The sequence below is a fragment of the Bradyrhizobium pachyrhizi genome (genome assembly GCF_029714545.1).
GTDB lineage: Bacteria > Pseudomonadota > Alphaproteobacteria > Rhizobiales > Xanthobacteraceae > Bradyrhizobium > Bradyrhizobium pachyrhizi.
Window position 1 is genome coordinate 864330 of the sequence record NZ_CP121667.1, and the last position, 23929, is coordinate 888258.

The 23929-nt window shown below is 64.7% G+C and carries 19 protein-coding genes and 1 pseudogene; 7 read left to right on the top strand and 13 right to left on the bottom strand.

The features are described 5' to 3' along the window. The first annotated feature begins 88 nt into the window (after positions 1–88). Positions 89–1000, top strand: coding sequence for a sterol desaturase family protein (locus QA639_RS03915; RefSeq protein ID WP_283089208.1), 912 nt, complete (start codon positions 89–91; stop codon positions 998–1000). Between the two features lie 22 nt (positions 1001–1022). On the opposite strand, the gene QA639_RS03920 is transcribed toward QA639_RS03915, so the two are convergent. Both QA639_RS03920 and QA639_RS03925 read right to left on the bottom strand, forming a co-directional pair. Then, positions 1023–2990, bottom strand: a complete 1968-nt coding sequence (locus tag QA639_RS03920; protein ID WP_283089209.1) for a methyl-accepting chemotaxis protein — start codon at positions 2988–2990, stop codon at positions 1023–1025. Between the two features lie 395 nt (positions 2991–3385). After that, positions 3386–3682, bottom strand: a complete 297-nt coding sequence (locus QA639_RS03925) for a DUF1127 domain-containing protein (RefSeq protein WP_050384678.1) — start codon at positions 3680–3682, stop codon at positions 3386–3388. A 145-nt stretch (positions 3683–3827) separates the two neighbouring features. On the opposite strand from QA639_RS03925, the gene QA639_RS03930 reads away from it, so the two are divergent. After that, positions 3828–5405 (top strand): winged helix-turn-helix domain-containing tetratricopeptide repeat protein, encoded by a 1578-nt coding sequence (locus tag QA639_RS03930; protein WP_198400164.1) that lies wholly within the window; start codon positions 3828–3830, stop codon positions 5403–5405. A gap of 371 nt (positions 5406–5776) precedes the next feature. Here QA639_RS03930 and QA639_RS03935 read toward each other — a convergent pair whose 3' ends face one another. From QA639_RS03935 to lepA, 4 genes are all read right to left on the bottom strand, one after another. Next, entirely contained in the window at positions 5777–6949 is a 1173-nt protein-coding gene (locus QA639_RS03935) for an acyl-CoA dehydrogenase family protein (protein ID WP_283089210.1), read from the bottom strand. Positions 6950–7100: 151 nt separating this feature from the next. Further along, positions 7101–8327 (bottom strand): MFS transporter, encoded by a 1227-nt coding sequence (locus QA639_RS03940; protein ID WP_253606357.1) that lies wholly within the window; start codon positions 8325–8327, stop codon positions 7101–7103. A gap of 151 nt (positions 8328–8478) precedes the next feature. Further along, positions 8479–8808 carry a hypothetical protein gene (locus QA639_RS03945; RefSeq protein WP_157343706.1) on the bottom strand — a complete coding sequence of 110 codons (330 nt, stop codon included), beginning with the start codon at positions 8806–8808 and terminating at the stop codon, positions 8479–8481. 192 nt (positions 8809–9000) lie between these two features. Beyond that, entirely contained in the window at positions 9001–10812 is a 1812-nt protein-coding gene (lepA, locus tag QA639_RS03950; RefSeq protein WP_283089211.1) for a translation elongation factor 4, read from the bottom strand. A 176-nt stretch (positions 10813–10988) separates the two neighbouring features. Here lepA and QA639_RS03955 point away from each other — a divergent pair, with 176 nt between their 5' ends. Both QA639_RS03955 and QA639_RS03960 read left to right on the top strand, forming a co-directional pair. Continuing rightward, positions 10989–11204, top strand: a complete 216-nt coding sequence (locus tag QA639_RS03955; RefSeq protein ID WP_283089213.1) for a M15 family metallopeptidase — start codon at positions 10989–10991, stop codon at positions 11202–11204. Positions 11205–11374: 170 nt separating this feature from the next. After that, positions 11375–12988 carry a glycosyltransferase family 39 protein gene (locus QA639_RS03960; RefSeq protein WP_283089214.1) on the top strand — a complete coding sequence of 538 codons (1614 nt, stop codon included), beginning with the start codon at positions 11375–11377 and terminating at the stop codon, positions 12986–12988. Between the two features lie 405 nt (positions 12989–13393). Here the strand turns inward: QA639_RS03960 and QA639_RS03965 are convergent, their stop codons facing one another. From QA639_RS03965 to QA639_RS03985, 5 genes are all read right to left on the bottom strand, one after another. Continuing rightward, positions 13394–13720, bottom strand: coding sequence for an HPr family phosphocarrier protein (locus QA639_RS03965; protein WP_283089215.1), 327 nt, complete (start codon positions 13718–13720; stop codon positions 13394–13396). Beyond that, entirely contained in the window at positions 13717–14118 is a 402-nt protein-coding gene (locus tag QA639_RS03970) for a PTS sugar transporter subunit IIA (protein ID WP_021076632.1), read from the bottom strand. The genes QA639_RS03965 and QA639_RS03970 overlap by 4 nt, the downstream gene beginning before the upstream one ends. Positions 14119–14332: 214 nt before the next feature. Further along, on the bottom strand, positions 14333–14773 hold the full coding sequence (locus QA639_RS03975) for an HPr kinase/phosphorylase (protein WP_283089216.1): 441 nt from the start codon (positions 14771–14773) through the stop codon (positions 14333–14335). Continuing rightward, on the bottom strand, positions 14770–16578 hold the full coding sequence (locus QA639_RS03980; protein ID WP_050384674.1) for a sensor histidine kinase: 1809 nt from the start codon (positions 16576–16578) through the stop codon (positions 14770–14772). The genes QA639_RS03975 and QA639_RS03980 overlap by 4 nt, the downstream gene beginning before the upstream one ends. 110 nt (positions 16579–16688) lie before the next feature. After that, a complete protein-coding gene (locus tag QA639_RS03985) occupies positions 16689–17390 on the bottom strand; it encodes a response regulator transcription factor (protein ID WP_016843287.1) in 702 nt (233 codons plus the stop codon). Between the two features lie 241 nt (positions 17391–17631). On the opposite strand from QA639_RS03985, the gene QA639_RS03990 reads away from it, so the two are divergent. The 3 genes and pseudogenes from QA639_RS03990 to QA639_RS04000 all read left to right on the top strand — a co-directional run bounded on the left by QA639_RS03990 (position 17632) and on the right by QA639_RS04000 (position 21915). Continuing rightward, positions 17632–18366 carry a HugZ family pyridoxamine 5'-phosphate oxidase gene (locus QA639_RS03990; RefSeq protein WP_283089217.1) on the top strand — a complete coding sequence of 245 codons (735 nt, stop codon included), beginning with the start codon at positions 17632–17634 and terminating at the stop codon, positions 18364–18366. 927 nt (positions 18367–19293) lie between these two features. After that, complete coding sequence (locus tag QA639_RS03995) at positions 19294–20910, top strand: phosphoenolpyruvate carboxykinase (protein ID WP_050384676.1); 1617 nt, start codon at positions 19294–19296, stop codon at positions 20908–20910. Between the two features lie 289 nt (positions 20911–21199). Then, a pseudogene (locus tag QA639_RS04000) lies at positions 21200–21915 on the top strand (IS5 family transposase). 46 nt (positions 21916–21961) lie between these two features. Here QA639_RS04000 and rocF read toward each other — a convergent pair. Both rocF and QA639_RS04010 read right to left on the bottom strand, forming a co-directional pair. Further along, positions 21962–22939, bottom strand: a complete 978-nt coding sequence (gene rocF, locus QA639_RS04005; RefSeq protein ID WP_018269556.1) for an arginase — start codon at positions 22937–22939, stop codon at positions 21962–21964. 144 nt (positions 22940–23083) lie between these two features. Continuing rightward, on the bottom strand, positions 23084–23905 hold the full coding sequence (locus QA639_RS04010; RefSeq protein WP_283089218.1) for an acyl-CoA thioesterase: 822 nt from the start codon (positions 23903–23905) through the stop codon (positions 23084–23086). Positions 23906–23929 lie beyond the last annotated feature (24 nt).

Consider the following 23929-nt stretch of genomic DNA (forward strand, 5'->3'; position numbering starts at 1 on the left):
GTCGCGGCCGGCCAATGCGGCGGGCTTGACGATCATTCGCCGCCATTATAAAGAACGAATATTCGTTTTGTAAAGAGGAGCATTCAGCATGATCGGCTTTGCAAAGCTTCTGTGGCATCCGGGCGCGGCTGAGATCGCCCATGTCGAACTTCCGTCGACCGGCGCGCGGATCGCGTTCCTGCTTGCGTCGTTCGCGATCGTGCTGCTGTTCGAGGCGGCGTTTCCGCTATTCAGCTATGGCCGCAGCGACCGGCTGCGCAATATCGGCCGCAACGCCGCCATCACCGTGATCTTCGTCGGCGTGAACCTGCTGCTCAGCCCGCTGTCGCCGCTGGCCGCGCAATGGACGCTGGATGCGAAATTCGGCCTGTCGCACTGGCTCGGCCTGTCACCCCTGAAACAGCTCCTGCTCGGCATCATCGGGCTCGACCTGTTCGCTTATTTCGCCCATGTCTCCATGCACAAGCTCGGCTGGATGTGGCGCTTCCACCGAATGCACCATGCCGATCGCTTCGTCGACGTCACGACGGCGTTCCGCGAGCATCCCGGCGAGACGCTGTGGCGGATCGGCTGGCACATCGCCGGCGTCTTCGTGTTCGGAACGTCGGCATGGGTGCTGGTCAGCTATCTGACGCTGTCGGCACTGAACGCCCAGCTCGAGCACGCCAACATCCGCCTGCCCGAGCGGCTCGACCGCTGGCTGCGGCTCGTCTTCGTGACGCCGAACATGCACAAGATGCATCATTCGCGTCATCAGCCGGAGACCGACAGCAATTATTCCAACCTGCTCTCGATCTGGGACCGGCTCGGCGGCACCTATCATCGCGGTCCGCGCTTCGCCGAGCTGCGCTACGGCCTCGACGGCTTCGATGATCCCGAGAAGCAGTCGCTGCGCGGACTGCTGAAGATGCCGTTCATGCGCGCTTGGGGCCGGCCCGGGGCAGGGCCGGACGACGAGGCGGAGCGATCGGCTCCGCCGCCGGTGCTGCCCTGGCCGTGACTTGAAGCCATGCAATGCGGCTCTAGGCGGCGTTGCGCAGTCCGGCGAGGAAGGTGTCGACGCTGTGCGACAGCGCGGCGGCGTGATCGCCGAGCTGGCCGGACGTATCCAGCACATTGCCGGTGAGGGCCCGCGACTGGCCGGCGGCCTGGCTCGCGCCCGCGATATTGGCGGAGACCTCGACGGTCCCGGTGGAGGCCTGCTGTACGCTGCGGGCAATCTCTCGCGTCGCCGAGTCCTGCTGCTCGACGGCGGCCGCGATCGCGGTGGCGATACCCGAGATCTCCCGGATGGTACCGCTGATGTCGCCGATCGCGCTGACGCAGTTGCCGGTGGCTGACTGGATTGCGCCGACCTGGCCGGCGATCTCCTCGGTCGCCTTCGCGGTCTGGCTCGCCAGGTCCTTCACCTCGGCGGCGACCACGGCAAAGCCGCGGCCGGCCTCGCCGGCGCGCGCGGCCTCGATGGTGGCGTTGAGGGCCAGCAGATTGGTTTGGCTCGCGATCGCGCTGATCAGGCGCAGCACGTCGCCGATCTTCTCTGCCGATGCGGCAAGGCTGGTCACCATCTCGGTGGTCTCCATGGCCTTGGTCACGGCGCTGTCGGCGACACGGCTGGAATGGGTGACCTGGCGGCCGATCTCGGTGATCGACGACGCCAGCTCCTCGGTTGCGGCGGCGACCGCGTTGACGCTGGCCGAGGCTTCCTCGGACGCCACGGCTGCCGCCGAGGTCCGTTCGGAGGCGCCGTTGACGCTGGCGGTGATCTCGCCCGCGACGCGCTGCATGTCGCCCGAGGACCGTGCGACGGCGGCGACCATGCCCTTGACGTCGGCTTCGAAACGATCGGCCATCTGCCGCTGCAATGCCTGCTTGTTGGCCTCCGCCTTCACCTTGTCGGCCTCCTGCGCCTCGCGCAGCGAGGAGGTTTCGACCATGCTGCGGCGGAACACGTCGACCGCCTTCGCCATCGTGCCGAGCTCGTCGCGGCGCTCGCTGCCGGGGATCGTGACGCTGGTGTCGCCGCTGGACAGCCGGTTCATGACCGCGGTGATCGCGGTGAGCGGCCGCGACAGGCCGCGGCCGAGCAGGAACGCGAGCAGCACGGCGGCGGCCATGATCGCGACCACGCCGAGGATCAAATTACGCTGCGCGCTCGCTGCGGCGGCTTCATAGTCGCTGGTGTCCTTGACGATCTCGAGCACGGCAACCGGTTCGCCGGCGTAGTTTTTGATCTGTCCGAGATAGAGCTCGACCGCATGGCCGTCGAGAACAGCGTCACGCAGCAGGGCCGCGCCGTTCATGACGCGCTTGAGCTCGTCCTGGGTCGCGACCACGGTGTCGCCGAAGGTCGAGGACAGCCGCTTGAAGCTCTGGCCGTCGAAGGAATGTACGGCAAGGTCGATGCCGAAGCGCTTCTTGGCGCGGTCGACGAATTCCTTGCCGAAGGCGGCGCCGACGTCGACATTGGCCAGCGTCTTGCCCTCGTGCATGATCGGGGTCATGCCGAAGATCGACAGCGCCTCGCGGCCGGGCTCGACGCCGACGATCGGCTTGCCGGTCCTGTTCGATTCCACCACCGTCGTGCGCCGCGTCGAGGCGTCATCGCCGAATGTCTTCGGCGCATGCACCCGGTAGAAGCTGGTCGCCGGGGGCTGCCAGAACGAGATCAGCGGGATGCCCTGCGCCTTCATCGACGCCCAGGAGGCGCCGAGCAGCTTTCCGAGGCCGTCGCGGTCGCCTTTGGCGATGGCGTCCTCGACCGGCGGCAAGGCCGCGATGACCGCCGAGACCGCAAGCGCGGCGCGCCCCTCGTAGTCGATCGCCGCAATCACGCTGTCATATTGCAGCTTGAGCTGCTGATCGAGCGCGAGCCGGGTCAGCGCCCGCTGCTGGCTGATGGAGAAGCCGCCGAGGATGGCGCAGGCGACCGCAACGGTCAGTGAAATCGCCAGGATCAGGCGGGCGGCAATCGATCGAAGCGTGAACATGGGACCAGCGGAACTCCAGGCATTAGCGCCGTCCGCAACCTCCCAGAAAAAGCTTAACAACCGGATGTTGTTGCCGCCGGTATTCGTGCCGCAGCCGTGGCCGCCGGTGCCTACTTTCGTACCACGCGGCTCGGTGAGGGGAGCCTCGCGGGACGGCGACCTCCACGCGGTCAGGGCGTATGTCTCGACGGACCGTTTCTAACCGCTCGGAGTCGAACCAGCCTTTCGGTTTGCAGTCCGACATGATGGATGCATACCCCTTCTTCTTGCCGATCGGGCCAGATCGGTTCCTGATCAACCGGGTAGTCGCGTTGCGTGACAGCGGCGCAGTTCGCTGTCCGCTTCTGCTCCTGGCAGACATCACGGCGGTTAGTCGTCTTTGCCAGCTTCTGACCCTAGCGGAAGTCGGTGGGCAAAATTTGGCCGTCCACCGTCGGCAGGTATCGCAGCCATTCGCCGGATCGGATGCCTCGCGCGTCAATACCTCGGTGCGAGGCGACGTAGTCGATCTCGCCGCGCGTGGTGCCGATATCCATCAGCTCCCTGTCACTTAAGTTGGACAGGGCGTCGCGCAGTTTTTGGCGCTCGCGGCGCTCCTGAAAGGCATCCCAATATGTCCAGATAAAGCTGGCGACATGCTGGATCGATACGGATGTCCGTTCCAGCCACGTTGTGCCGTGCGTCGTGCTCATTGCGGTGTCTCCTGGGACGGCTTTTTTCACCGGCATGAGGGTGCCGCGAGATCGGCGGGCACGCTTGACCGGCAGCTTACATTTTCCTCACCGGCAGCTTATTCTTGCGATTTCCGGCGAGGCCCAAGCCAAGGGGATTCGCATCTTGCGCTATCTCTTCGAGGAGTATGCATTCGACCCTGACCGGCGCGAGTTGCATCGCGGGGCGGACGTCGTCTCCGTCGCACCACAGGTGTTTGATCTGCTGGATTATCTGATCCGCAACAGGGAGCGCGTCGTCAGCAAGGACGATCTCATCAATGCCATTTGGCGCGGGCGGAGCGTGTCCGACGCTGCGCTCACGACGCGCTTGAATGCTGCCCGCACTGCCGTCGGCGATTCCGGCGGAGAACAGAGATTGATCAAGACACTTCCGCGCAAGGGCTTCCGTTTCGTCGGAACGGTGCAGGAAGCAACGAGGCTCGTGGGCGGGGCAATCGGCGATGCTCCCGTGCAGGGGCCAACACTGAATCTTCCCTTCCCTGAGAAGGCCTCCGTGGCCGTTCTCCCCTTTACCAACCTCAGCTCCGATCCGGAACAGGATTACTTCGCCGATGGAATGGCCGAAGACATCATCACAGCGTTGTCTCGGTTCAAGGCCCTGTTCGTCATCGCACGCAACTCGAGCTTCACATACAGGGGGCGTCTCGTCGATGTTAAGCAAATCGGGCGCGAACTTGGGGTGCGCTACGTACTGGAAGGCAGTGTCCGAAAAGCTTTGGGCCGCATGCGCATCACCGGCCAGCTCATAGATTCCGCCACCGGGGCACATCTTTGGGCCGACCGATTTGAGGGCGAGCTCGGAAACGTCTTCGATCTGCAGGACCAGGTAACTGAGAGCGTCGTTGGAGCGATCGCCCCGACGGTTGAGAAAGCAGAGATTGAGCGCGCCAAGCGCAAGCCAACAGAAAGTCTCGACGCGTACACGGTCTATTTGCGCGGATTGGCCAGATTTTATCAGATCGATACCAACCGGCAGGCGATCGACGACGCATTGCGGCTATTCAACAGCGCGACTGAACTCGATCCGGATTTTGCGGCCGCGTACGGTCGTGCCGCCTCTTGCTACGCGTATGGCAAGGGCATTGGTTGGTTTTCAGGCGCCGCGGAAGAGATTGTGCGAGTAACACTGCTCGCTAGACGAGCAGCCGAGTTGGGCAAAGATGATGCGATCGCACTCAGTGCGAGCGGGTGGGCTTTCGCCTACATCGTTGGTGATTTCGAGCAAGGTGCCGCCTTGATCGACCACGCACTTTTGCTCAATGCCAATTTGGCCGAGGCGTGGCACTTTAGTGGTTGGGTTAAAAACTGGCTCTGCGAGCCGGATCCGGCACTCGAATGCTTCGCGCACGCCATGCGTCTGAACCCATTGGATTCGCGGATAGCGGGCATGCGAACCGGGACTGCATATGCGCACTTCCTGCTGGGCCGCTATGAAGAGGCAGCGTCGTGGGCGGCAATGGCGTTGCAATACAACCCAGAATTTCCCGCTGGATTGCGCGTGGCCGCCGCCAGCAACGCGATGGCCGGCCGCCCCGAACAGGCGCGCAAGGCAATGGCGCGTCTTCGGCAACTCCATCCCGCGCTCCGGGTGTCCAGCATACGGGATCTGGTGCCTCATCGACGGGCCGATGACCTTGCGCGATTTGAAGAAGGATTGAGGAAAGCCGGATTGCCAGAGTAAGTTGGCGCGCGCAGTGCAGCGACATGTCTCGGGGCAGGGGAGGCCGGAGTCGCAAGTGTAATTGGAAGCCGCCGCGATTGACCCAAAGCGGGTCTCGAAGGGTCGCGAAGACCTTCAAGGTGAAGAAGTGATAAACGTAGTTGCCGCGAGCAAAATGCCTACCCACGCATCCTGCGCCAGGAGCGTGCAAAATCCCGAACCTTCGCCACAACGACATCCCAAATACGACCGGCCCGCCGGCGAACAGCGCCGGTGCGAGACCAACCAGATAGGTGAGTACGCCCTGGTTCAATCTGACTTCATCGCGCCTTGGCTTCTTCTTTAAGCATGATCTTTCCGGAAAACCGCTTCGCACTTTTCCGGATCATGCTTCAGCGCGCGGTCGGCGGAGCGTCGAGATTGCCTGCCAAAATCGCCTTGCCGGCGTCCTCATACTGGGTGTCGCGGGCCTGGATCTGCTGCGCGATCGCGTGCATGTCGCGAAGCCGCCGCTCGAACGGATTCTTGGCGAATACCGCCGTTGCCCCCGACATGTGATAGGCGATGTCGACCACCGAGGCCGACTGGTGGATGGTCCAGGTCGAGGCGATGCGGATCGCGACGCGATGTGCCTCGGTGATCGGGGCGCCGCTCGCGAGATCGCTCCAGACGTCGTGCGCCGTCGCGTATAGATAGGCGCGCGCGGCGCGCAGGCTGGCCTCGGTGCGGCCGATCTGGCCCTGCACGGCATTGTTGTCGCGCATCGCCTTGAGGCCTTGCGGGGTCTTGCCGCGGGCAAGCTCGGTCGCCGCGTCGAGCATGGCGCGCGCGACGCCGAGCGAGGTGGCGGCAAAGCCCATGCTGAACACCATGTTGGTGGAAAGCTTGTAGAGCGGGCCGCTCTCGCGGCACGCGGCGGGGTCGTCGCGCAGCGCGGCGAATTTTTCCGGAATGAAGAGGTTGTCGACCGAATAGGAATCGGTGCCGGTGCCCTTCAGGCCGATCACGTCCCAGACGTCGTACATCACGGCCTGCGACATCGGGAACAGGATGGTGCGGATCTCCGGCGAACCGTCGGCCTTCTTGCGCGGTGAGCCGTCGGCCTCGACGACGCGGACATGGGCGCCGAGCCAGCTCGCCTGCCGTGAGCCCGAGGCGAAATCCCAGCGCGCGCTGGCGCGATAGCCGCCGGGCTCGGCACGAACCTCGTGGGCGATCGCGCCCCAGGCGAGAATGCCGGGCGCGGTGTTGAAGATCTCGTGGGCCGCGTCGGGCTCGAGATAGGCCGCGGTCATGGCGCAGACGCTGCACTGGCCGAGGCACCAGGCCGTGGATGCATCGGCCTTGGCGATCTCCTCCTGCATCTGCATGAAGGCGTCCAGTGTCGCCTCGGCGCCGCCAAAACGCTTCGGCAGCAATGCGCGATACAGCCCGTTCTCGACCAGCGCCGCGGTGACGGATGGCGTCAGCCGCCGTGTCCGTTCGATCTCGTCGGCTTCACTCGTGATCAGCGGCGCCAGCGCGCGCGCCCGCTCGACAAGGTCTACTCCCTGCGGCTTGTTCATGCGTGTCCTCGGCGCCTTCTGTCATTCTTGTTGGGCAGGCCGGGCGATGGTGGCGCATCCGGCAGGAGAGGGCAAGGCGGGACGGCGCCGATGCAGATCAGCTATCCATCCGCTGTGCCGGTGCGCGCGAGTGTGGCGAGTGCATTCGCGTTCAGGCGGCGGCGCGGCCGAGATCGAGCGACGGCTGGCGCTTGGTCGAGAAGCTCAGCGCCACGGCGACCGCGGCGAGGCCGATCGCGAAGGAACCGGCGTGCAGCCACGTATAGCCGTGGAACGTGTCGAACACGTAACCGCCGGCCCACGGCCCGAGCGCCATGCCGAGGCTCGCGAAGGCCGACACCGCGCCGAACACCGTGCCCATGATGCGCGCGCCGAAGAACTCGCGCACCAGCACGGCGTAGAGCGGCATCACCCCGCCATAGGCGAGGCCGAACACGACAGACAGCGCATAGAATTCGCCGAGCTGCGCCACCGCGAGATAGGTCGCGATCGACAGCGCCTGCACCAGGAGGCCGCCGACCAGGACCGGCTTGGCGCCGAGCCGGTCGGCGAGCACGCCGAGCAGCAGCCGGCCGCCGAGCCCGGAGAAGCCGGCGAGGCTGTAGACCGTGACCGCGGTGAGCGGCGCGATGCCGCACACCATGGCGTAGGACACCATGTGGAAGATCGGGCCGGAATGCGCCGCGCAGCAGGCGAAATGCGCCAGTGCCAGCGTGATGAATTGCGGCGTACGCAGCGCCTGCGCCGCGGTCCATTCGGTCTGCGGCGCGTTCGCGGCGGTCGGGATTGCGACGTCCGTCCCCTGCGGCGCCGGGCGCACCAGGAACGACGCGGGGATCAACAGCGCCCATGCGGCGATGCCGATCACGAGCATCGCGAAGCGCCAGTCATAGGCCGTGATCAGCCAGCTTGCCGACGGCGCGACGGTCAGCGGCGATACGCCCATGCCGGCCGACACCAGCGCAACGGCGAGGCTGCGATGCTTGTCGATCCAGGCGCTGGCGAGCGCCATCATCGGCGCATAGAAGCTGCCGGCGGCGATCCCGATCAGCACGCCGAAGCAGAGCTGGAATTGCCACAGGCTCTGCGCCTGGCTTGCCGTCACGAGGCCAAGCCCGAGCAGCAGGCTGCCCGCCAGCACCACGATGCGGGTGCCGAAGCGGTCGGACAGCGCGCCCCAGGCGAACGCCGCAAAACCCATGCAGAGGAAATCCAGCGTCGCAGCGGCCGATATGCCGGCGCGCGACCAGCCCATCGCATCCGAGATCGGCTGCAGGAATACCGCGAGCGACAGCATGGTGCCGAAGCCGACGCAGGTCATCAGTGCGCCCGCGCCGACGACGACCCAGCCATAATCCAACCGAGCGGCCTTGCTCATGCGTTTCCCCGGCGCTGTTGTTTGTTGTGGTGCGCGCAGGGACGATGCTGGCCTATCTGAGGTCCAGGGGCAACATGACGGGCAACATGCCTCTCATTCCGGGATCAACGGATCGTGCGTTGCATGCGCAGGATGTCGCAGCGACGCGCGGCTAGCCGCACTGCCAGGCCCGCCCGATCGGCGTCCAGGTCCAGCACGGGCCAAAACTGCCGCCATTGTAGCGGCCGCGGTAGAATCCGGGGCGGCCGAAATAGTACCAATCCCCGCCATACCAATATTGCGGCGAGTAGTCCGGGTAGCCGCGAGCCGCGCCGCGCGGGCCGAACACCGGAATGGTTTGGTTCGGCGGCTGCCGGTAGCCGGGCAGGAAGCCATAGCCGTGCCAGCGGGTGCCGTGCCGCTTCTTCGAGGAGGCGGCCGAGCTCAGGTCCGGCTGCAGCAGTGCGAGGATGACGATAAGGAGGGACAGGATGCGCAACATGATCGCAGTCTAAAGCATGATCCGGAAAAGTGCGAAGCGGTTTTCCGAAAAGATCATGCTCAAACAAAGAGCTAAGGCGCGATGACGATTCAACCTAATCTCATCGCGCTTTAGTCGGAGCGCGATGCAGTGGCCATTCAAATCATGGTGCGTTTTGTTGCTGGGACAAGAATGCGCAACAGTGGCGCCGCCTCAGCTGTCCACCTTGAGCGCGGCGATGAAGGCTTCCTGCGGGATGTCGACCTTGCCGAACTGCCGCATCTTCTTCTTGCCTTCCTTCTGCTTCTCCAGAAGCTTGCGCTTGCGCGTGATGTCGCCGCCGTAGCACTTCGCGGTGACGTCCTTGCGCAGCGCGCGGACGGTTTCGCGCGCGATCACCTTGCCGCCGATCGCCGCCTGGATCGGGATCTGGAACATGTGCGGCGGAATCAGCTCCTTCATCTTCTCGACCATGGCGCGGCCGCGGCCCTCGGCGCGGGTGCGATGCACCAGCATCGACAGCGCGTCGACCGGCTCGGCGTTGACCAGGATCTGCATCTTGACCAGATCGGCCGGCTTGTAGTCGGTCAGATGATAGTCGAACGAGGCGTAGCCCTTGGAGACCGACTTCAGGCGATCGTAGAAGTCGAACACCACTTCGTTGAGCGGCAGGTCGTATTTCACCATCGCGCGGGAGCCGACATAAGTGAGCTCCTTCTGCGAGCCGCGGCGGTCCTGGCACAGCTTCAAGACGCTGCCGAGATATTCGTCGGGCGTGAGGATCGTCGCCTCGATCCACGGCTCCTCGATCTCGGCGATCTTGACCACGTCGGGCATGTCGACCGGGTTGTGGATCTCGAGCTCGGTGCCGTCGGTCAGCTTCATCTTGTAGATCACGCTCGGCGCGGTCGCGATCAGATTGAGGTCGAATTCGCGCGACAGCCGCTCCTGGATGATCTCCAGATGCAGCAGGCCGAGGAAGCCGCAGCGGAAGCCGAAGCCGAGCGCGGCGGAGGTTTCCATCTCGTAGGAGAAGCTTGCGTCGTTCAGCCGCAGCTTGCCCATCGCCGCGCGGAGCGTTTCGAAGTCGTTGGCGTCGACCGGGAATAGGCCGCAGAACACGACCGGAATCGCTGGCTTGAAGCCCGGCAGCATCTCGCTGATCGGCTTCTTGTCGTCGGTGATGGTGTCGCCGACGCGGGTGTCGGCGACTTCCTTGATCGCCGCGGTGATGAAGCCGATCTCGCCGGGGCCGAGCTCCTCGACCTGCTCCATCTTCGGCGTGAAGAAGCCGACGCGTTCGATGTCGTAGGCCGCGCCGGTGCCCATCATGCGGATGCGCTGGCCCTTCTTCATCACGCCGTCGACGACGCGGATCAGGACGACCACGCCGAGATAGACGTCGTACCAGCTGTCGACCAGCAGCGCCTTCAGGGCCGCGTCGCGGTCGCCCTTCGGCGGCGGCAGACGGGTGACGATCGCTTCCAGCACGTCGGGCACGCCGACGCCGGTCTTGGCCGAGATCATCACGGCGTCGGACGCATCGATGCCGATCACGTCCTCGATCTGCTGCTTGACCTTCTCGGGCTCGGCCGCGGGCAGGTCGACCTTGTTCAGGACCGGCACGATCTCGTGATTGTTGTCGAGCGCCTGGTAGACGTTGGCGAGCGTCTGCGCTTCGACGCCCTGGCTGGCGTCGACCACGAGCAGGGAACCCTCGCAGGCCGCCAGCGACCGCGAGACCTCGTAGGCGAAGTCGACATGGCCGGGCGTGTCCATCAGGTTGAAGATGTAATCCTTGCCGTCCTTGGCGCGATAGTTCAGCCGGACGGTCTGCGCCTTGATGGTGATGCCGCGCTCGCGCTCGATATCCATCGAATCGAGCACCTGCTCCTTGCCCGCCATTTCACGATCCGACAGGCCGCCGGTCATCTGGATCAGGCGGTCGGCAAGGGTCGATTTGCCATGGTCGATATGGGCGACGATGGAGAAGTTGCGGATGTTCGAAATCGGGGCAGTTGTCATGGGCGCGGGATAGCATCCGCACCCCCGCGCGGGCAACCAAATTGCGGTATTTTGCAGCGGTGTGACGGCGAATCACGGCGGCGTTTCCGGCAGGGTTGCCGTGACCGCTTTTCGGGCATGTTCCTGCCAGGTCCGGCGGCTCGAAAATCGTCGTTCGCGTTGCCGACACCGGGCGGATGAGTATGCACGGCTACGCCGCAGCCATCGACCTCAACCTGAAAGTTTCGGATGACTGGCTGTGGGCCGGCAAGGGCAAGACCATCTCCTACGAGAACCGGATGCCGCGCGAGATCCTCGACATCGCCGAGCGTCACGGCTGCATCCGGGGCGGCAAATGGTGTCACTACGATACCATGCATTTCGAGCACCGGCCGGAGCTTCCCGGAAAGTGAATCCGCTGGCTGGAGGCGTTCTCACGCCAAGCTGATTTCACTGGCCACAAAAACGCGCTAAAGCGCGCTGAAATGCGGATGAGCACTCATCGCGCTTCCGCTTCCATTTGGGCATGATCCTTCCGGGAAACCGCTTTCCACTTTTCCGGGGCATGCCTCAGGCACAGGCCATGTCGACCGCCTCCACGCTCCCCGCCGCCCGGCGCACCAACCGCAAGCTGACGATCCGGCGGATCGCCGCCTGGATCGCCTCGCGCGCCACCGATCCCAGGACCAGCCTGTGGTTCGTGATCGGCTTCGCGCTGGTTCATGCGGTGCTGTGGACGCTGATCCTGGTCAAGCTCAAGGCCGCGCAGGACATCCATATGGATGTTGCGGAAGCCTATGCCTGGGGCCAGCGCTTCCTGCTCGGCTATGGCAAGCACCCGCCGCTGTCGGGCTGGATCGCCGGGGTCTGGTTCAGAATTTTTCCCGTCACCAACTGGTCGACCTATGCGCTTGCGATGACGACGGTCAGCTTCGCGCTGGTGGTGTGCTGGCTGATCGCGCTGCGCGTCGTCGATCGCCGCCGCGCGTTCTTCATGGTGGTGATGCTCGCGCTCTACCCGATCTTCAATTTCAAGGGCTTCAAATACAACGCCGATCTCGCGCAGCTGGTGCCGCTGCCGCTGCTGGTGCTGGCCTATCTGAACGCGTTCGAGAAGCGCAGCTTCAAATCGGGTCTCTGGCTCGGCTTTGCCGGCATGCTGGCGCTGATGACCAAGTACTGGGTGGTGACGATGATCGGCGCCGTCGGGCTGGCCGCGCTGATCCATCCGCAACGGACGCAATTCCTGCGCTCGCCGGCGCCATGGGTTGCGATCGGCACGATGGCGGTGGCGATGATTCCGCATCTGGTGTGGCTGGAGGAGGTGGACTTCGTGCCGTTCACCTATGCCGGTGACGTCTACGCGCTGTCGAGCCGCGCACTCAATGTCCAGCTCGTGATCGGCTATGTCGTGCACAATGTCGGGCTGCTCGCGATTCCCGTCGTGCTGGGCCTGGTGGCGCTGCTGCTGGGCTCGGTGCCGTGGCGGCCGTCGGACGTGCTGGCGCGGATCTGGTCGCGCGGACCCAATCCCGCCGTCAACCTTCCGCAGGCGCTCAACGTCTGGATCATCCAGCTGATCGTCGCGATCGGGCCGCCGCTCGGCGCACTGGCGTTCACCGTCTATATCAAGACCGATTGGGGCATCCCGCTGTTCTTCCTGGTGCCGCTGGCGCTGGTCGCGATCCCCTCGCTTCGCTTCCCGCGCATGGCGCTGTTCTCGATCACCGCGATCTGGTTCGTGGCCACGATCGTCACGCTGATCGCCGCGCCCAGCATCGCCACGCAGGAGATCGCGTCCAACCATATCGGCGGCTCGACCTACGCCGCGCGCTCCGAGCTCGCGCGCGAGCTCACCCAGACCTGGCAGGACAGATTCCATTCACGCTGGGCCGTGGTCGTCGCGCGGTCCGATATCGGCGAGCCGATGACATTCTACAGTCCGGATCATCCGGCATCGCTGGTGCCGGGCGAAGCCTGGTCGTCGGGGCTGACGTCGCTCGACGAAGCCAAGCGTCTCGGCTTCATCGGCGTCTGCGACACCACCGATCCGGTGTTCCTGAAGCCCTGCGAGGCGTGGATGGCGGAGCACGCCAAGGATGCCGAGCCGCTGGTGATGACCACCATGCGCTTCTTCAACGGCCATCCCGGTCCGTCGACGGTCTGGAAGGTCTATCTGGTGCCGCCGGCGAAGTAGTTATTTCCGGGCATCCTGGAAAGGCAGCGATCTCGACCCGATCGAAAGGATCGCCTTCGCGATCGCTTTGGTCTTGCTGCGACCGACTGTTTGAACGGTCGACACTGCTCTTCTTATCCTCCCCTGGAGGGGGAGGATCGGTTCGCATGAAATGCGAACCGAGGTGGGGTGAAGGTCTCGCCACTCGGGTGCTGCCCGTGTTGAGAGATCACCCCACCCCGTCTCACATTCCGCTGTGCTCCATGTGAGCCGACCCTCCCCCTCCAGGGGAGGGTGCAGCATCGGTGTGCCTGCGCCAGGCCCTTCACTGAGGTGCGAGCCTTGCGGCGCGCTCCTCCAGCGACAAAGGCGAAGCCGTTGCGCGGGGGTGACGGTGATGGATTGGCGTAACGGGCGTGCCCGCCGTTACGTGCCTTCTTCGTTGAACTTGCCGGCGACGAGTTCGGCGATGGCATCCAGCGCCTGCTGTGCTTCGTCGCCCTTGGCCGAGACCACGACCGTGGTGCCGGGCCCGGCGGCCAGCATCATCAAGCCCATGATCGAGGTGCCGCCGACGGTCTCGGTGCCGCGGGTGACCCAGATCTCGGCGTTGAAGCGCTCGACCAGCTGGACGAACTTGGCCGATGCCCGCGCATGCAGGCCGCGCTTGTTGACGATCAGGAGTTCACGGGAAATGGCGCCCGCTGGCACGCCCGGGCCGACCTGATTTCCGCCCGGGGCCTCGTCGCTCATTTGCCTGCGAGAACGCGGCTGGCGATGGTGACGTATTTGCGGCCGGCTTCCTGGGCCATCGCGATCGCGTCGGGCAGCGAGCGCTCCTCGCGAACCTTGGCAAGCTTGACCAGCATGGGAAGGTTAATGCCTGCGAGCACTTCCACCTTCGGGCGGCTCATGCAGGAGATCGCAAGGTTGGACGGCGTGCCGCCAAACATGTCGGTGAGGATCGCAACGCCGTCGCCGCTATCGACGCGGTTCACCGCCTCGATGATGTCGCTTCGACAGAGATCGGAATCGTCCTCGGCCCCGATCGTAATCGCTTCAATTTGTTTCTGCGGACCCATGACGTGTTCGAGCGCCGCTCTGAACTCGTCGGCAAGGCGCCCATGGGTCACCAGCACTAGACCAATCATCGGAAACTCCTCGCGGGCGCCCTTTGGTGCACCGCACGAACGCGCCACTTTGACCATCCAGAGGCCCTACGCAAGAGGGCATCTTGGCTAGTCTCCCGGTTCCTGGCGGTAGAGAGGGGAGGCTGCGCCGGCAAAATCCGACGCGATAGTGGATGTGATATGGTTACCAATTCCCTTCCCACAATTGGCCGCAAGATTACGGGAACATGAACTTTCAGGTTGTCGTCAGCGCAGCGACAACCAGCGGCAGGGGTTGGAAGCCAATGCCGACGGGAATTCGCGGTACCAAAACACCATTAAGGCGAATCGTGAGCGTCTCCGGTGGCGGCAGCCGCTCGGCGTCGTCAGCGGCGAGGTCGACGATCAAGCCGACCACGGCTTCACTTGCGAACGGACAATGGCGGATTCCGAGGCCTCGGATCTCGATCAGACCAGCCAATTGCTGGACCGGACGAACCCACAATTGTTCGCCGGCTGTGTCGAGATGGACACGGTCATCCCCCACCAAAATGGCCGGCGGAAGCGCTCCGGTGCGCCCGGCGAGAATCAGGTCGAAGGCGAGACGCGACTTGCCGGCGCCCGATGGGCCGCGGATCAGCACCGCACGCTCGCCGACCAGAACGGCGGATGCGTGCACGCTTGAATTGTCGCTCATAGTACCGGCAGCCTGACCACGAAGCGTGCGCCGGCGATGGTGGGCCTGCCGTCTGCGTCCGCAGGGCCAATGCGGTTCTCGGCCCAAATGCGTCCGCCATGTGCTTCGATGATCTGCTTGGAGATCGAAAGCCCGAGGCCGGAGTTCTGGCCAAAGCCCTGGTGCGGCCGGTCGGTGTAGAAGCGCTCGAAGATCCGCTCCAGCGCGTCCTCGCCGATGCCGGGCCCGTCATCGTCGACCACGATCTCGACCTCGCCGCGGGTGCGGCGGCAGACGATGCGCACCTTGTCGCCCGGCTTGGAGAATGATTGCGCGTTCGACAGCAGGTTCGAGATCACCTGGCCGAGCCGTGAATCATGGCCGGGCACCGACAGCGTATCGGTCGGTCCGCGGCCCTCGAAGCGGGCTTCGACGGCGACGTCGTGGCCGAGCCTGGTCTCGTTGGCGACGCCGGTCAGCGTCGTCAGCAGCCGCCGCAGATCGACCGGCGCCATGTCCTGGCGCTGCAATTCGGCATCGAGCCGGCTGGCGTCGGAGATGTCGGAGATCAGGCGGTCGAGCCGCCTGACGTCATGCTCGATCACGGCGAGCAGCCGCGCGCGGCTGTTCTCGTTGCGCGCCAAAGGCAGCGTCTCGACCGCGGAGCGCAGCGAGGTCAGCGGGTTCTTCAGCTCGTGGGCGACATCGGCGGCGAACATCTCGATCGCCTCGATGCGGCTGTAGAGCGCGTTGGTCATGTCGCGCAGCGCGCCGGAGAGATGGCCGATCTCGTCGCGGCGTCCGGTGAAGTCGGGAATCTCGACGCGGGTCTGGATACGGTGGCGGACACGCTCGGCGCCGTCGGCGAGCCGCCGCACCGGGCCCGCGATCGTGCTCGCAAGCAGCAGCGACAGCATGATCATGACGGCGGAGGCGACGCCGCCGATCTTGAGGATGGCGAGCCGCTCGGACATCACCAGCTGGTCGATGTCGTCGCCCTGGGTGGTCAGCATCAACGCGCCGCGCACGGCGCGGAAATGCTGCACCGGAACGGCAACCGACACGATGATCGCGCCGCGCTCAGTGACGCGCACAGCGCTGCCCTTCATGCCCTCGAGCGATTGCGCGACTTCGGAATAACCCTTGCCGCCTTCGGGACCGAGCTCGCGATAGATCGGCAGGTCGCCGCGGTTGAGCCAGGTCTTGATCGTGGCCTTGGTCTTTTCATAGAGCGACGGCTTCTCCGACGGCGGCGGCAGCTCCATGCGCAGCACGTCGCCGCGCGCGAACAGATTGCGGCTGTCGAGGATCAGGCCGCCGTCGCGGTCGAAGATGCGGGCCCGCGTCTTGGTCGGCGCGATCAGGCGGCGAAGGGTCGGCGCGACCCGCTCGGGATTGATCGGGAAGTCGGCCGATTCATCCGGCTGGCCGAAGCTCTCGCCGGGCTTGAGGTCGAGCAGGCGGTCGGGATCGATGGTGACGGTGTTGCCTTCGACGGTCGCCGAGGCCGCGATCGCCTCCGAGATGATCTCGGCATAGACTAGGAGGCTCTGCGTGCGCGCCTCGATCAGGCCGGCGCGGAATTGCGAGAGATAGAGGATGCTGGCGACCAGCGCGACGAGGCCGGCAAGGTTGAGCGAGACGATGCGCCGCGTCAGGCTCGAGAACGACAGCGCGAAGAAGAACTGACCGGCGCGGCGCAGCCAGCCGAGCGGACGGCGCCAGCCCCTGTCCTGCGCCACGTCTTCGGCAACGGCGTCCTGATCGAGGAGCTGTGACGCGTCCTCGGTGTTCAGGCCTTGCTCGAGCTGCGTTCGATCAAGCACTGGCAAAGCTGCCGGTTGGTATGGATGTCGTCCCGCGAAGCAATCGTTCGCCCGAGCTTACCCCAGCCGTGCGGAGCCTGTCAGTTAACAAGCCGCCCGGGAAGCGCAGATCAGGCTTCCTTGAAGCGATAGCCGACGCCGTACAGCGTCTCGATCATCTCGAAGTCGTCGTCGACCACCTTGAACTTCTTGCGCAGCCGCTTGATGTGGCTGTCGATGGTGCGGTCGTCGACATAGACCTGGTCGTCATAGGCCGCGTCCATCAGCGCGTTGCGGCTCTTCACGACGCCGGGACGGGTGGCGAGCGCCTGCAGGATCAGGAATTCGGTCACGGTGAGCGTCACCGGCTCGTTCTTCCAGGTGCAGGTGTGGCGCTCCGGATCCATCCGCAGCAGGCCGCGGTCGAGCGCGCGGGCGTCCGGTTCCTTCGGCGCGGCGGTCGGATCCTTCGGCTGGCCGCGGCGGAGCACGGCCTTGACCCGTTCGACCAGCAGGCGCTGCGAGAACGGCTTGCGGATGAAATCGTCGGCGCCCATTTTCAGGCCGAACAATTCGTCGATCTCCTCATCCTTCGAGGTGAGGAAGATCACCGGCAGGTCGGACTTCTGGCGCAGCCGGCGCAGCGTTTCCATGCCGTCCATGCGCGGCATCTTGATATCGAGGATCGCAAGGTCGGGCGGCGACGTGCGAAACCCATCCAGCGCCGACGCACCGTCCGTGTAGGTCATGATGCGATAGCCTTCGGCTTCGAGCGCGATCGAAACCGAAGTGAGAATGTTGCGGTCGTCGTCGACCAGGGCGATTGTGGGCATGTGCTGCTTTCACAATGAGAGTGGCTTAGACGGCGGGCACTCTGGCGACGCGCCGTAGAATTGGGCTTCGAACGCGGTCAACGAGCAATGCAAGCTGGGCTGAAGTGTGACCGAGTTCCGCAAAAATCCGCTTCTGCGACCCACGCGATGGGTCCCCATATAGCACCCTTGGACCATGAGAAAAGGCCCTTTTTTCATAGGGAACCCGCCCGATTCGCCCATAAAATGACCCGATAGGCCCATGCAACCGACCGCCGACTTCGATCCTGCCCACCTTGCCCGCTCGCTGCTCCGCCGCAGCCGCCAGGGCGCCCTCGCCACGCTGATGGCCGGCACCGGCGATCCCTATTGCTCGCTGGTCAATCTGGCCAGCCATCCAGACGGCTCGCCGATCCTGCTGATTTCCCGCCTGGCGCTGCATACCAAGAACGTCCTTGCCGACAGCCGAGTGTCGCTGATGCTGGACGAGCGCGCCGAGGGCGATCCGCTGGAGGGCGCCCGGATCATGCTGGCCGGTCAGGCGGAGGAGGTCGCGGAGGCCGGGCGGGAGCTCGTCCGAAGGCGCTATCTCGGCGCCCATCCGTCAGCGGAAGCCTTTGTGGAATTTAAGGATTTTTCGTTCTTCCGGATCAAGCCAAGCGGTGCCCATCTGGTTGCCGGGTTCGGCCGCATCGTGGACCTCAAACCCGAGCAATTCCTGACCGATCTCAGGGGAGCCGAGGGGCTGCTCGAAGCCGAGCCCGGCGCGGTGGCGCATATGAACGAGGATCACCGCGAGGCCATGAATCTTTACGCGACGCAGCTGCTCGGCGCGGAAAGTGCCGATTGGCTCTGCACCGGCTGCGATCCCGACGGCATGGACATGCAGGCCGGCCGCGACACGCTGCGGCTGGATTTCCCCGAGCGCGTCACCACCGGCACCGAGCTGCGCAAGATGCTGGTGCGGCTCGCCGGCGAGGCGCGCGCCAAAGAGTAGCAAGCGAGCAGAAAACCACCTGTCCGCACGGCGGTGCTGCGGCCGTGGCGAGGCATGGTGTCGCATGGCTGCGGCGGCTCGATTGCGCGCTCGCTCAAGGCGAGGTGTCGTTCGACCCGTGCGCCGCTTCCTGTTTGCGCAAGGTCTGACAGCGCGATCATTTCGCGCCGGCGCGTCTCGTGATCGCCCGTTGGTTCGATGCGCGTGCAAGAATGGCTGGCGCTGCTGTTCGGAAAATCATCCGGATCGCGACCACGCCGCGATGACGCGCGCGTGCGTCGCGCTGATTGCGTTATCATCCGATCGCCAGGGGCAGTGATTGCCTCACCGCCGAACGCGACGCGTTGCGGAACATTCACCGCAGTTGAGCGTTGAACCAATCGGGCTTCGACGAAGGTGTGTTGAGCGCAATCGAAACTGCTCATCAGCAGCTTCTCACTTGCAGCTCAATGCCGATCAGGTGGTGCCGCGTGCAACACGATGGCGGTCATGCTCGGCTCTGCAGCGCCGCGTCAACGCGCGGCGGCTCATCTCAACGATACATCCTCAGCGCGAAATGCATACCCGGCATTCTCCGCGCCGTTCGCCTTGATCGGCGACGGCGCTGCCCGCCGGCTGGCACTTTTTGTGCATCGCAAAGCTCCGTGCGCGGCGGGAAAGGCGACGAAACGTCGCCCGACTGCTGCGAAAACAATGAGAAAACGAAAGCAAGGCGAAAGGGTTTCGCGCTGCGGTATTTGCGCCAGATGATGGGCCTGCCTTGGAATCAGCCAAAAGCCGTTCGATTGGCTTGGCAAGCCCGGCGATCCCCACTATTAGGTCGCCGGACCGAAGCCGAGAGGCTATATTCTGATCACGGTCACCGCGGCGGGGCGCGACTAGCGACATTCGCGCGAACAAGGATACGCGGGTTCGAGGAGGTTCTTCGTGCAAGAGACGGGCGTGCATAACGGTGCCTTCGGCGCCGACAAATTCGGCTTAAAAAATCTCAAGGGCGTGCATTGGAATTACGGTGCACCTCAGCTTTACGAGCATTCGCTGCGTAATGGCGAAGCGGTGCTGTCGGCCGATGGCGCGCTTTGCGCGGATACCGGTGAGTTCACCGGCCGCAGCCCGAAGGACAAGTTCACGGTCCGCGACGGCCTGACCGACAAGAGCATGTGGTGGGCCGGCAACCAGTCGATCACCTCGGAGCAGTTCGCGGCACTTCATGCCGACTTCCTCAAGCATGCCGAAGGCATGACGCTGTTCGCGCAGGATCTCTACGGCGGCGCCGATCCGAAGCATCGCATCAAGACCCGCGTCTTCACCGAGCTTGCCTGGCATTCGCTGTTCATCCGCACGCTGCTCATTCGTCCCGAGGCGTCGGAGCTCGCGAGCTTCGTGCCCGAACTGACGATCATCGACCTGCCGAGCTTCCGCGCCGATCCGAAGCGCCACGGCTGCAAGTCGGAGAACGTCGTCGCGATCGATTTCGCCCGCAAGATCGTCCTGATCGGCGGCTCGCAATATGCCGGCGAGATGAAGAAGAGCGTGTTCACCACGCTGAACTTCTATTTGCCCGAGAAGGGCGTGATGCCGATGCACTGCTCGGCGAATGTCGGCTCCGACGGCGACACCGCAATCTTCTTCGGCCTGTCCGGCACCGGCAAGACCACGCTCTCGGCCGATCCCAAGCGCACGCTGATCGGCGATGACGAGCATGGCTGGAGCGAGGACGGCGTCTTCAATTTCGAAGGCGGCTGCTACGCCAAGTGCATCAAGCTGTCCGGCGAAGCCGAGCCGGAAATCTACGCCGCCAGCAAGCGCTTCGGCGCGGTGCTGGAAAACGTCGTGCTCGGCGCCAATGATCGCGTGCCCGATTTCGACGACGGCTCGAAGACCGAGAACACCCGCTCGGCCTATCCGCTCGATTTCATCCCCAACGCCTCGCGCACCGGCTGCGCGCCGCATCCGAAGAACGTCGTGATGCTCGCGGCCGACGCCTTCGGCGTGATGCCGCCGATCGCCAAGCTGACGCCGGCGCAGGCGATGTATCACTTCCTGTCCGGCTACACCGCGAAGGTCGCCGGCACCGAGCGTGGGCTCGGCAACGAGCCGCAGCCGGAATTCTCCACCTGCTTCGGTTCGCCGTTCCTGCCGCGCGATCCGTCGGTCTACGGCAACATGCTGCGCGAGCTGATCGCCAAGCACAATGTCGATTGCTGGCTGGTCAACACCGGCTGGACCGGCGGCAAGTACGGCACCGGCCGCCGCATGCCGATCAAGGTGACCCGCGCGCTGCTCACCGCGGCGCTGAACGGCTCGCTGCGCAACGCCGACTTCCGCACCGACAAGTATTTCGGCTTCGCGGTGCCGACCTCGCTGCCGGGCGTCGAGCCGCACATCCTCGATCCGATCAAGACCTGGGCCGACAAGGTCGAGTTCGACAAGACGGCGCGTGCGCTGATCGGCATGTTCCAGAAGAACTTCGCCAAGTTCGAAGCGCAGGTCGACGCCGAAGTCCGCGCCGCCGCGCCGGAAGTGAAGCTGGCGGCGGAGTAAGCCGCGCAAGCGATACGCGATTTGAAAAGGCGGCCCTCGCGGCCGCCTTTTTGTTTGCCCGGCCGGCTCGGCGACGTCTCCATCCGTCCAAGCTGAGCAGCGAACGGCGCCACATTCTCCACCGTCGTCCCGGCTCCCGTGCGCAATTGCGCACTAGCGCAATTGCGCACTAGGCGGTGTGGACTCTAGGGATTCCCTTTTGAGGCCAAATCAGATTCAAGGCTTCTTTTGGGAGGCGGCCTTGGGTGTGATGGATCGTTTGGTGTTGAGCGACGCGGCTTGGGAGCGCATGGCGCCGCTCATCATTGGCCGGCCCGACCAGAAAGGTTCGACCGGACGCGACAACCGGATGTTCGTGGAAGGGGTGCTCTGGATCGTTCGCACGGGCTCTCCCTGGCGTGATCTTCCGGAGGCGTTTGGGGATTGGAACAGCGTGTTCCGGCGCTTCAGTCGATGGAGCACCAAGGGTGTCTGGTTGCGGATCTTCGAGGCGATGTCCGATGATCCGGACTTCGAATATTTGATCGTCGATTCCACCATCGTCCGGGCGCATCAGCACGCCGCCGGGGCAAAAAAAGGGGGTCTGAAGATCAAGCGATCGGGCGCTCGCGCGGCGGCTTGAGCACCAAGATACATATGGCCGTTCGAGGTTTGGGATGTCCCGTGCGGTTCACCCTCACCGCAGGCCAGAAGGGCGATGCCCCGCAAGCCGCCACGTTGATCGAGGGATTGCCCGCCGAGGTCGTCATGGCCGATGCAGCCTATGACGCCGATCATTTGCGCCAGGCCATCGCAGCCAAAGGCGCGATCGCCGTCATCCCCAACAACCCCTCGCGAGCCCTCAAACATCCGCTCGACAAGCATCTCTATGTCCAGCGCCACCTCGTGGAATGCTGCTTCAGCAAGCTCAAGCAGTTCCGTCGCGTCGCAACCCGCTTCGAAAAGACCGCCCGAAATTACCGAGCCATCGTCACGCTCGCTGCAATCGTCCTATGGATGCGATAAGTGTCAACACCACCTAGGCCGGGACGACATCAACTGTGTTGCTTCGCTACTCCCCCATCTCGGGCAGCACCGCGTTGCTCGGCGTCTGCCGGTCGGTGATCTGCAGGCCGAACAGGCTGCCGATCAATTCGACGGCGACGCGCGCGGTGCGGCCGCGCTCGTCGAGGAAGGGATTGAGCTCGACGATGTCGAGCGAGCGCACCAGCCCGGAATCGTGCAGCAGCTCCATGATGAGATGGGCTTCGCGATAGGTCGCGCCGCCGGGCACCGTGGTGCCGACGCCGGGCGCCACCGCCGGATCGAGGAAGTCGACATCGAACGAGACATGCAGCACGCCGTTTTTCGCCCTGACGCGTTCGATGACGCGGCGCGTGAGCACGGCGACGCCGAACTCGTCGATCTGGCGCATGTCCGCGATCGACACATTGCGCTGCCGCAGCAGCTTGCGCTCCAGCGGATCGACCGAGCGCGTGCCGATCAGGTCGAGCTGATCGGGCGGGATCGAGGCCCGCGGCAGCCCGCCGAGCAGATCGTCGAGGCCGGGCTCGCCGCACAGGAACGCGGCCGACATGCCGTGCATGTTGCCGGTGATGGTGGTGGCCGGCGTGTTGTAGTCGGCATGCGCGTCGACCCACAGCGCAAACAGCGGCCGGCCCTTTTCCTGCCAGTAGCGTGCGACGCCGTTGATCGACCCCATCGACAGCGAGTGATCGCCGCCCATGAAGATCGGGATCGCGCCGGAATGCGCCAGCCAATAGGCGCGCTCGGAGAGCGCGCGGGTCCAGGTCTTCACTTCGTCATAGAACCTGGTGTTGGCCGGCACCGGGCCGTCGGCGACGACCTGTGGGATCGCAAGGTTGCCGTGATCATCGACCTGGAAGTCGAGCTGCTCGAGCAGGCGCGCGATGCCCGCGGTGCGCAGCGCGTCCGGTCCCATCAGCGGGCCGGCCTGCGATGCGCCGATCTCGATGGGAACGCCAAGCAGGGCGATGCGCGAGGGCTTTGACGTGTCGGCTTCGGACATGCAGCAGTGCTCCCAAAGGTGTGGAACAGAAGCGACGTGCCAATGTTCCCTCAACCCTTGAAATAGGCAATGCGGTCGTAACAGACCAATGTGGATATTTGGCTACGGCTCCACGCGAGCCGGAGGCCGATCCGCTCGAAACGCCTACGCCTTGAAATAAGCGATCTGCGTCGTGGTCGCGAGCAGCCGGCCGGAAGGCGACCACAATTCGCCGTGCTGGTCGCCGTAGCTCTTGTGGAAGATCTTGGCGTCGGCGGTGGCGAGCACGCGGGTGGTATCCTCCGCATCCAGGTCGGCCGCGTCGGCGTGGAAATAGGTCGTCAGCGACACGGTGCCGAACGGCACCAGCTCGTGCCTTGCGTGGAAGACGCGGCCGAAGAACGCGTCCGACATCGACATCAGCGACAGCGCATCGAGCTTGCGCGGCACACGGTCGGCGATCCAGAGCTTTGAATAGGGGCTCGACGGCAGCTTCGCGGCACCGCCGCCGGCGAACTTCGGCTCGCCCTCGGCGAAGCGGAAATCGTACTGGTTGGCCCAGGTCATCTTGAGCTTCGGAAAGGAGCGCAGCTGTTCGAACGGCACGGCGCCCGGAAACCCGGCCGGTTGGTGCGACCAGGACGGGCGGCGCTCGGCGAACACGGCGGTTGCCAGCGTCGCGACCTCGCCGCCGCCCTGCGTCATCTCGACCGACCAGTGCTGGCTCGAACGGTTGGCCTTGACCAGGCGAACATCGAGATCGAACACGCCCTCGGCGACCGGCGCGCAGTAGTTGACCGTCAGCGCCAGCGGATCGCCCGCGCGCTGCGGGTGCTGCATCAGCGCGCGCAGGATGGTCGCGGCGGTGCAGCCGCCGAACGGGCCGACGAACGCCCAGTAATCGGGGCTGGTCCGTCCCTGCCAGCGGCTGTCGCCGGCGGTCACGGCGGTGGCTTCATCGAAAAGGTGCGGGGTCTTGGTGAGCATGCAGATCTTTCAATATCGACTGGC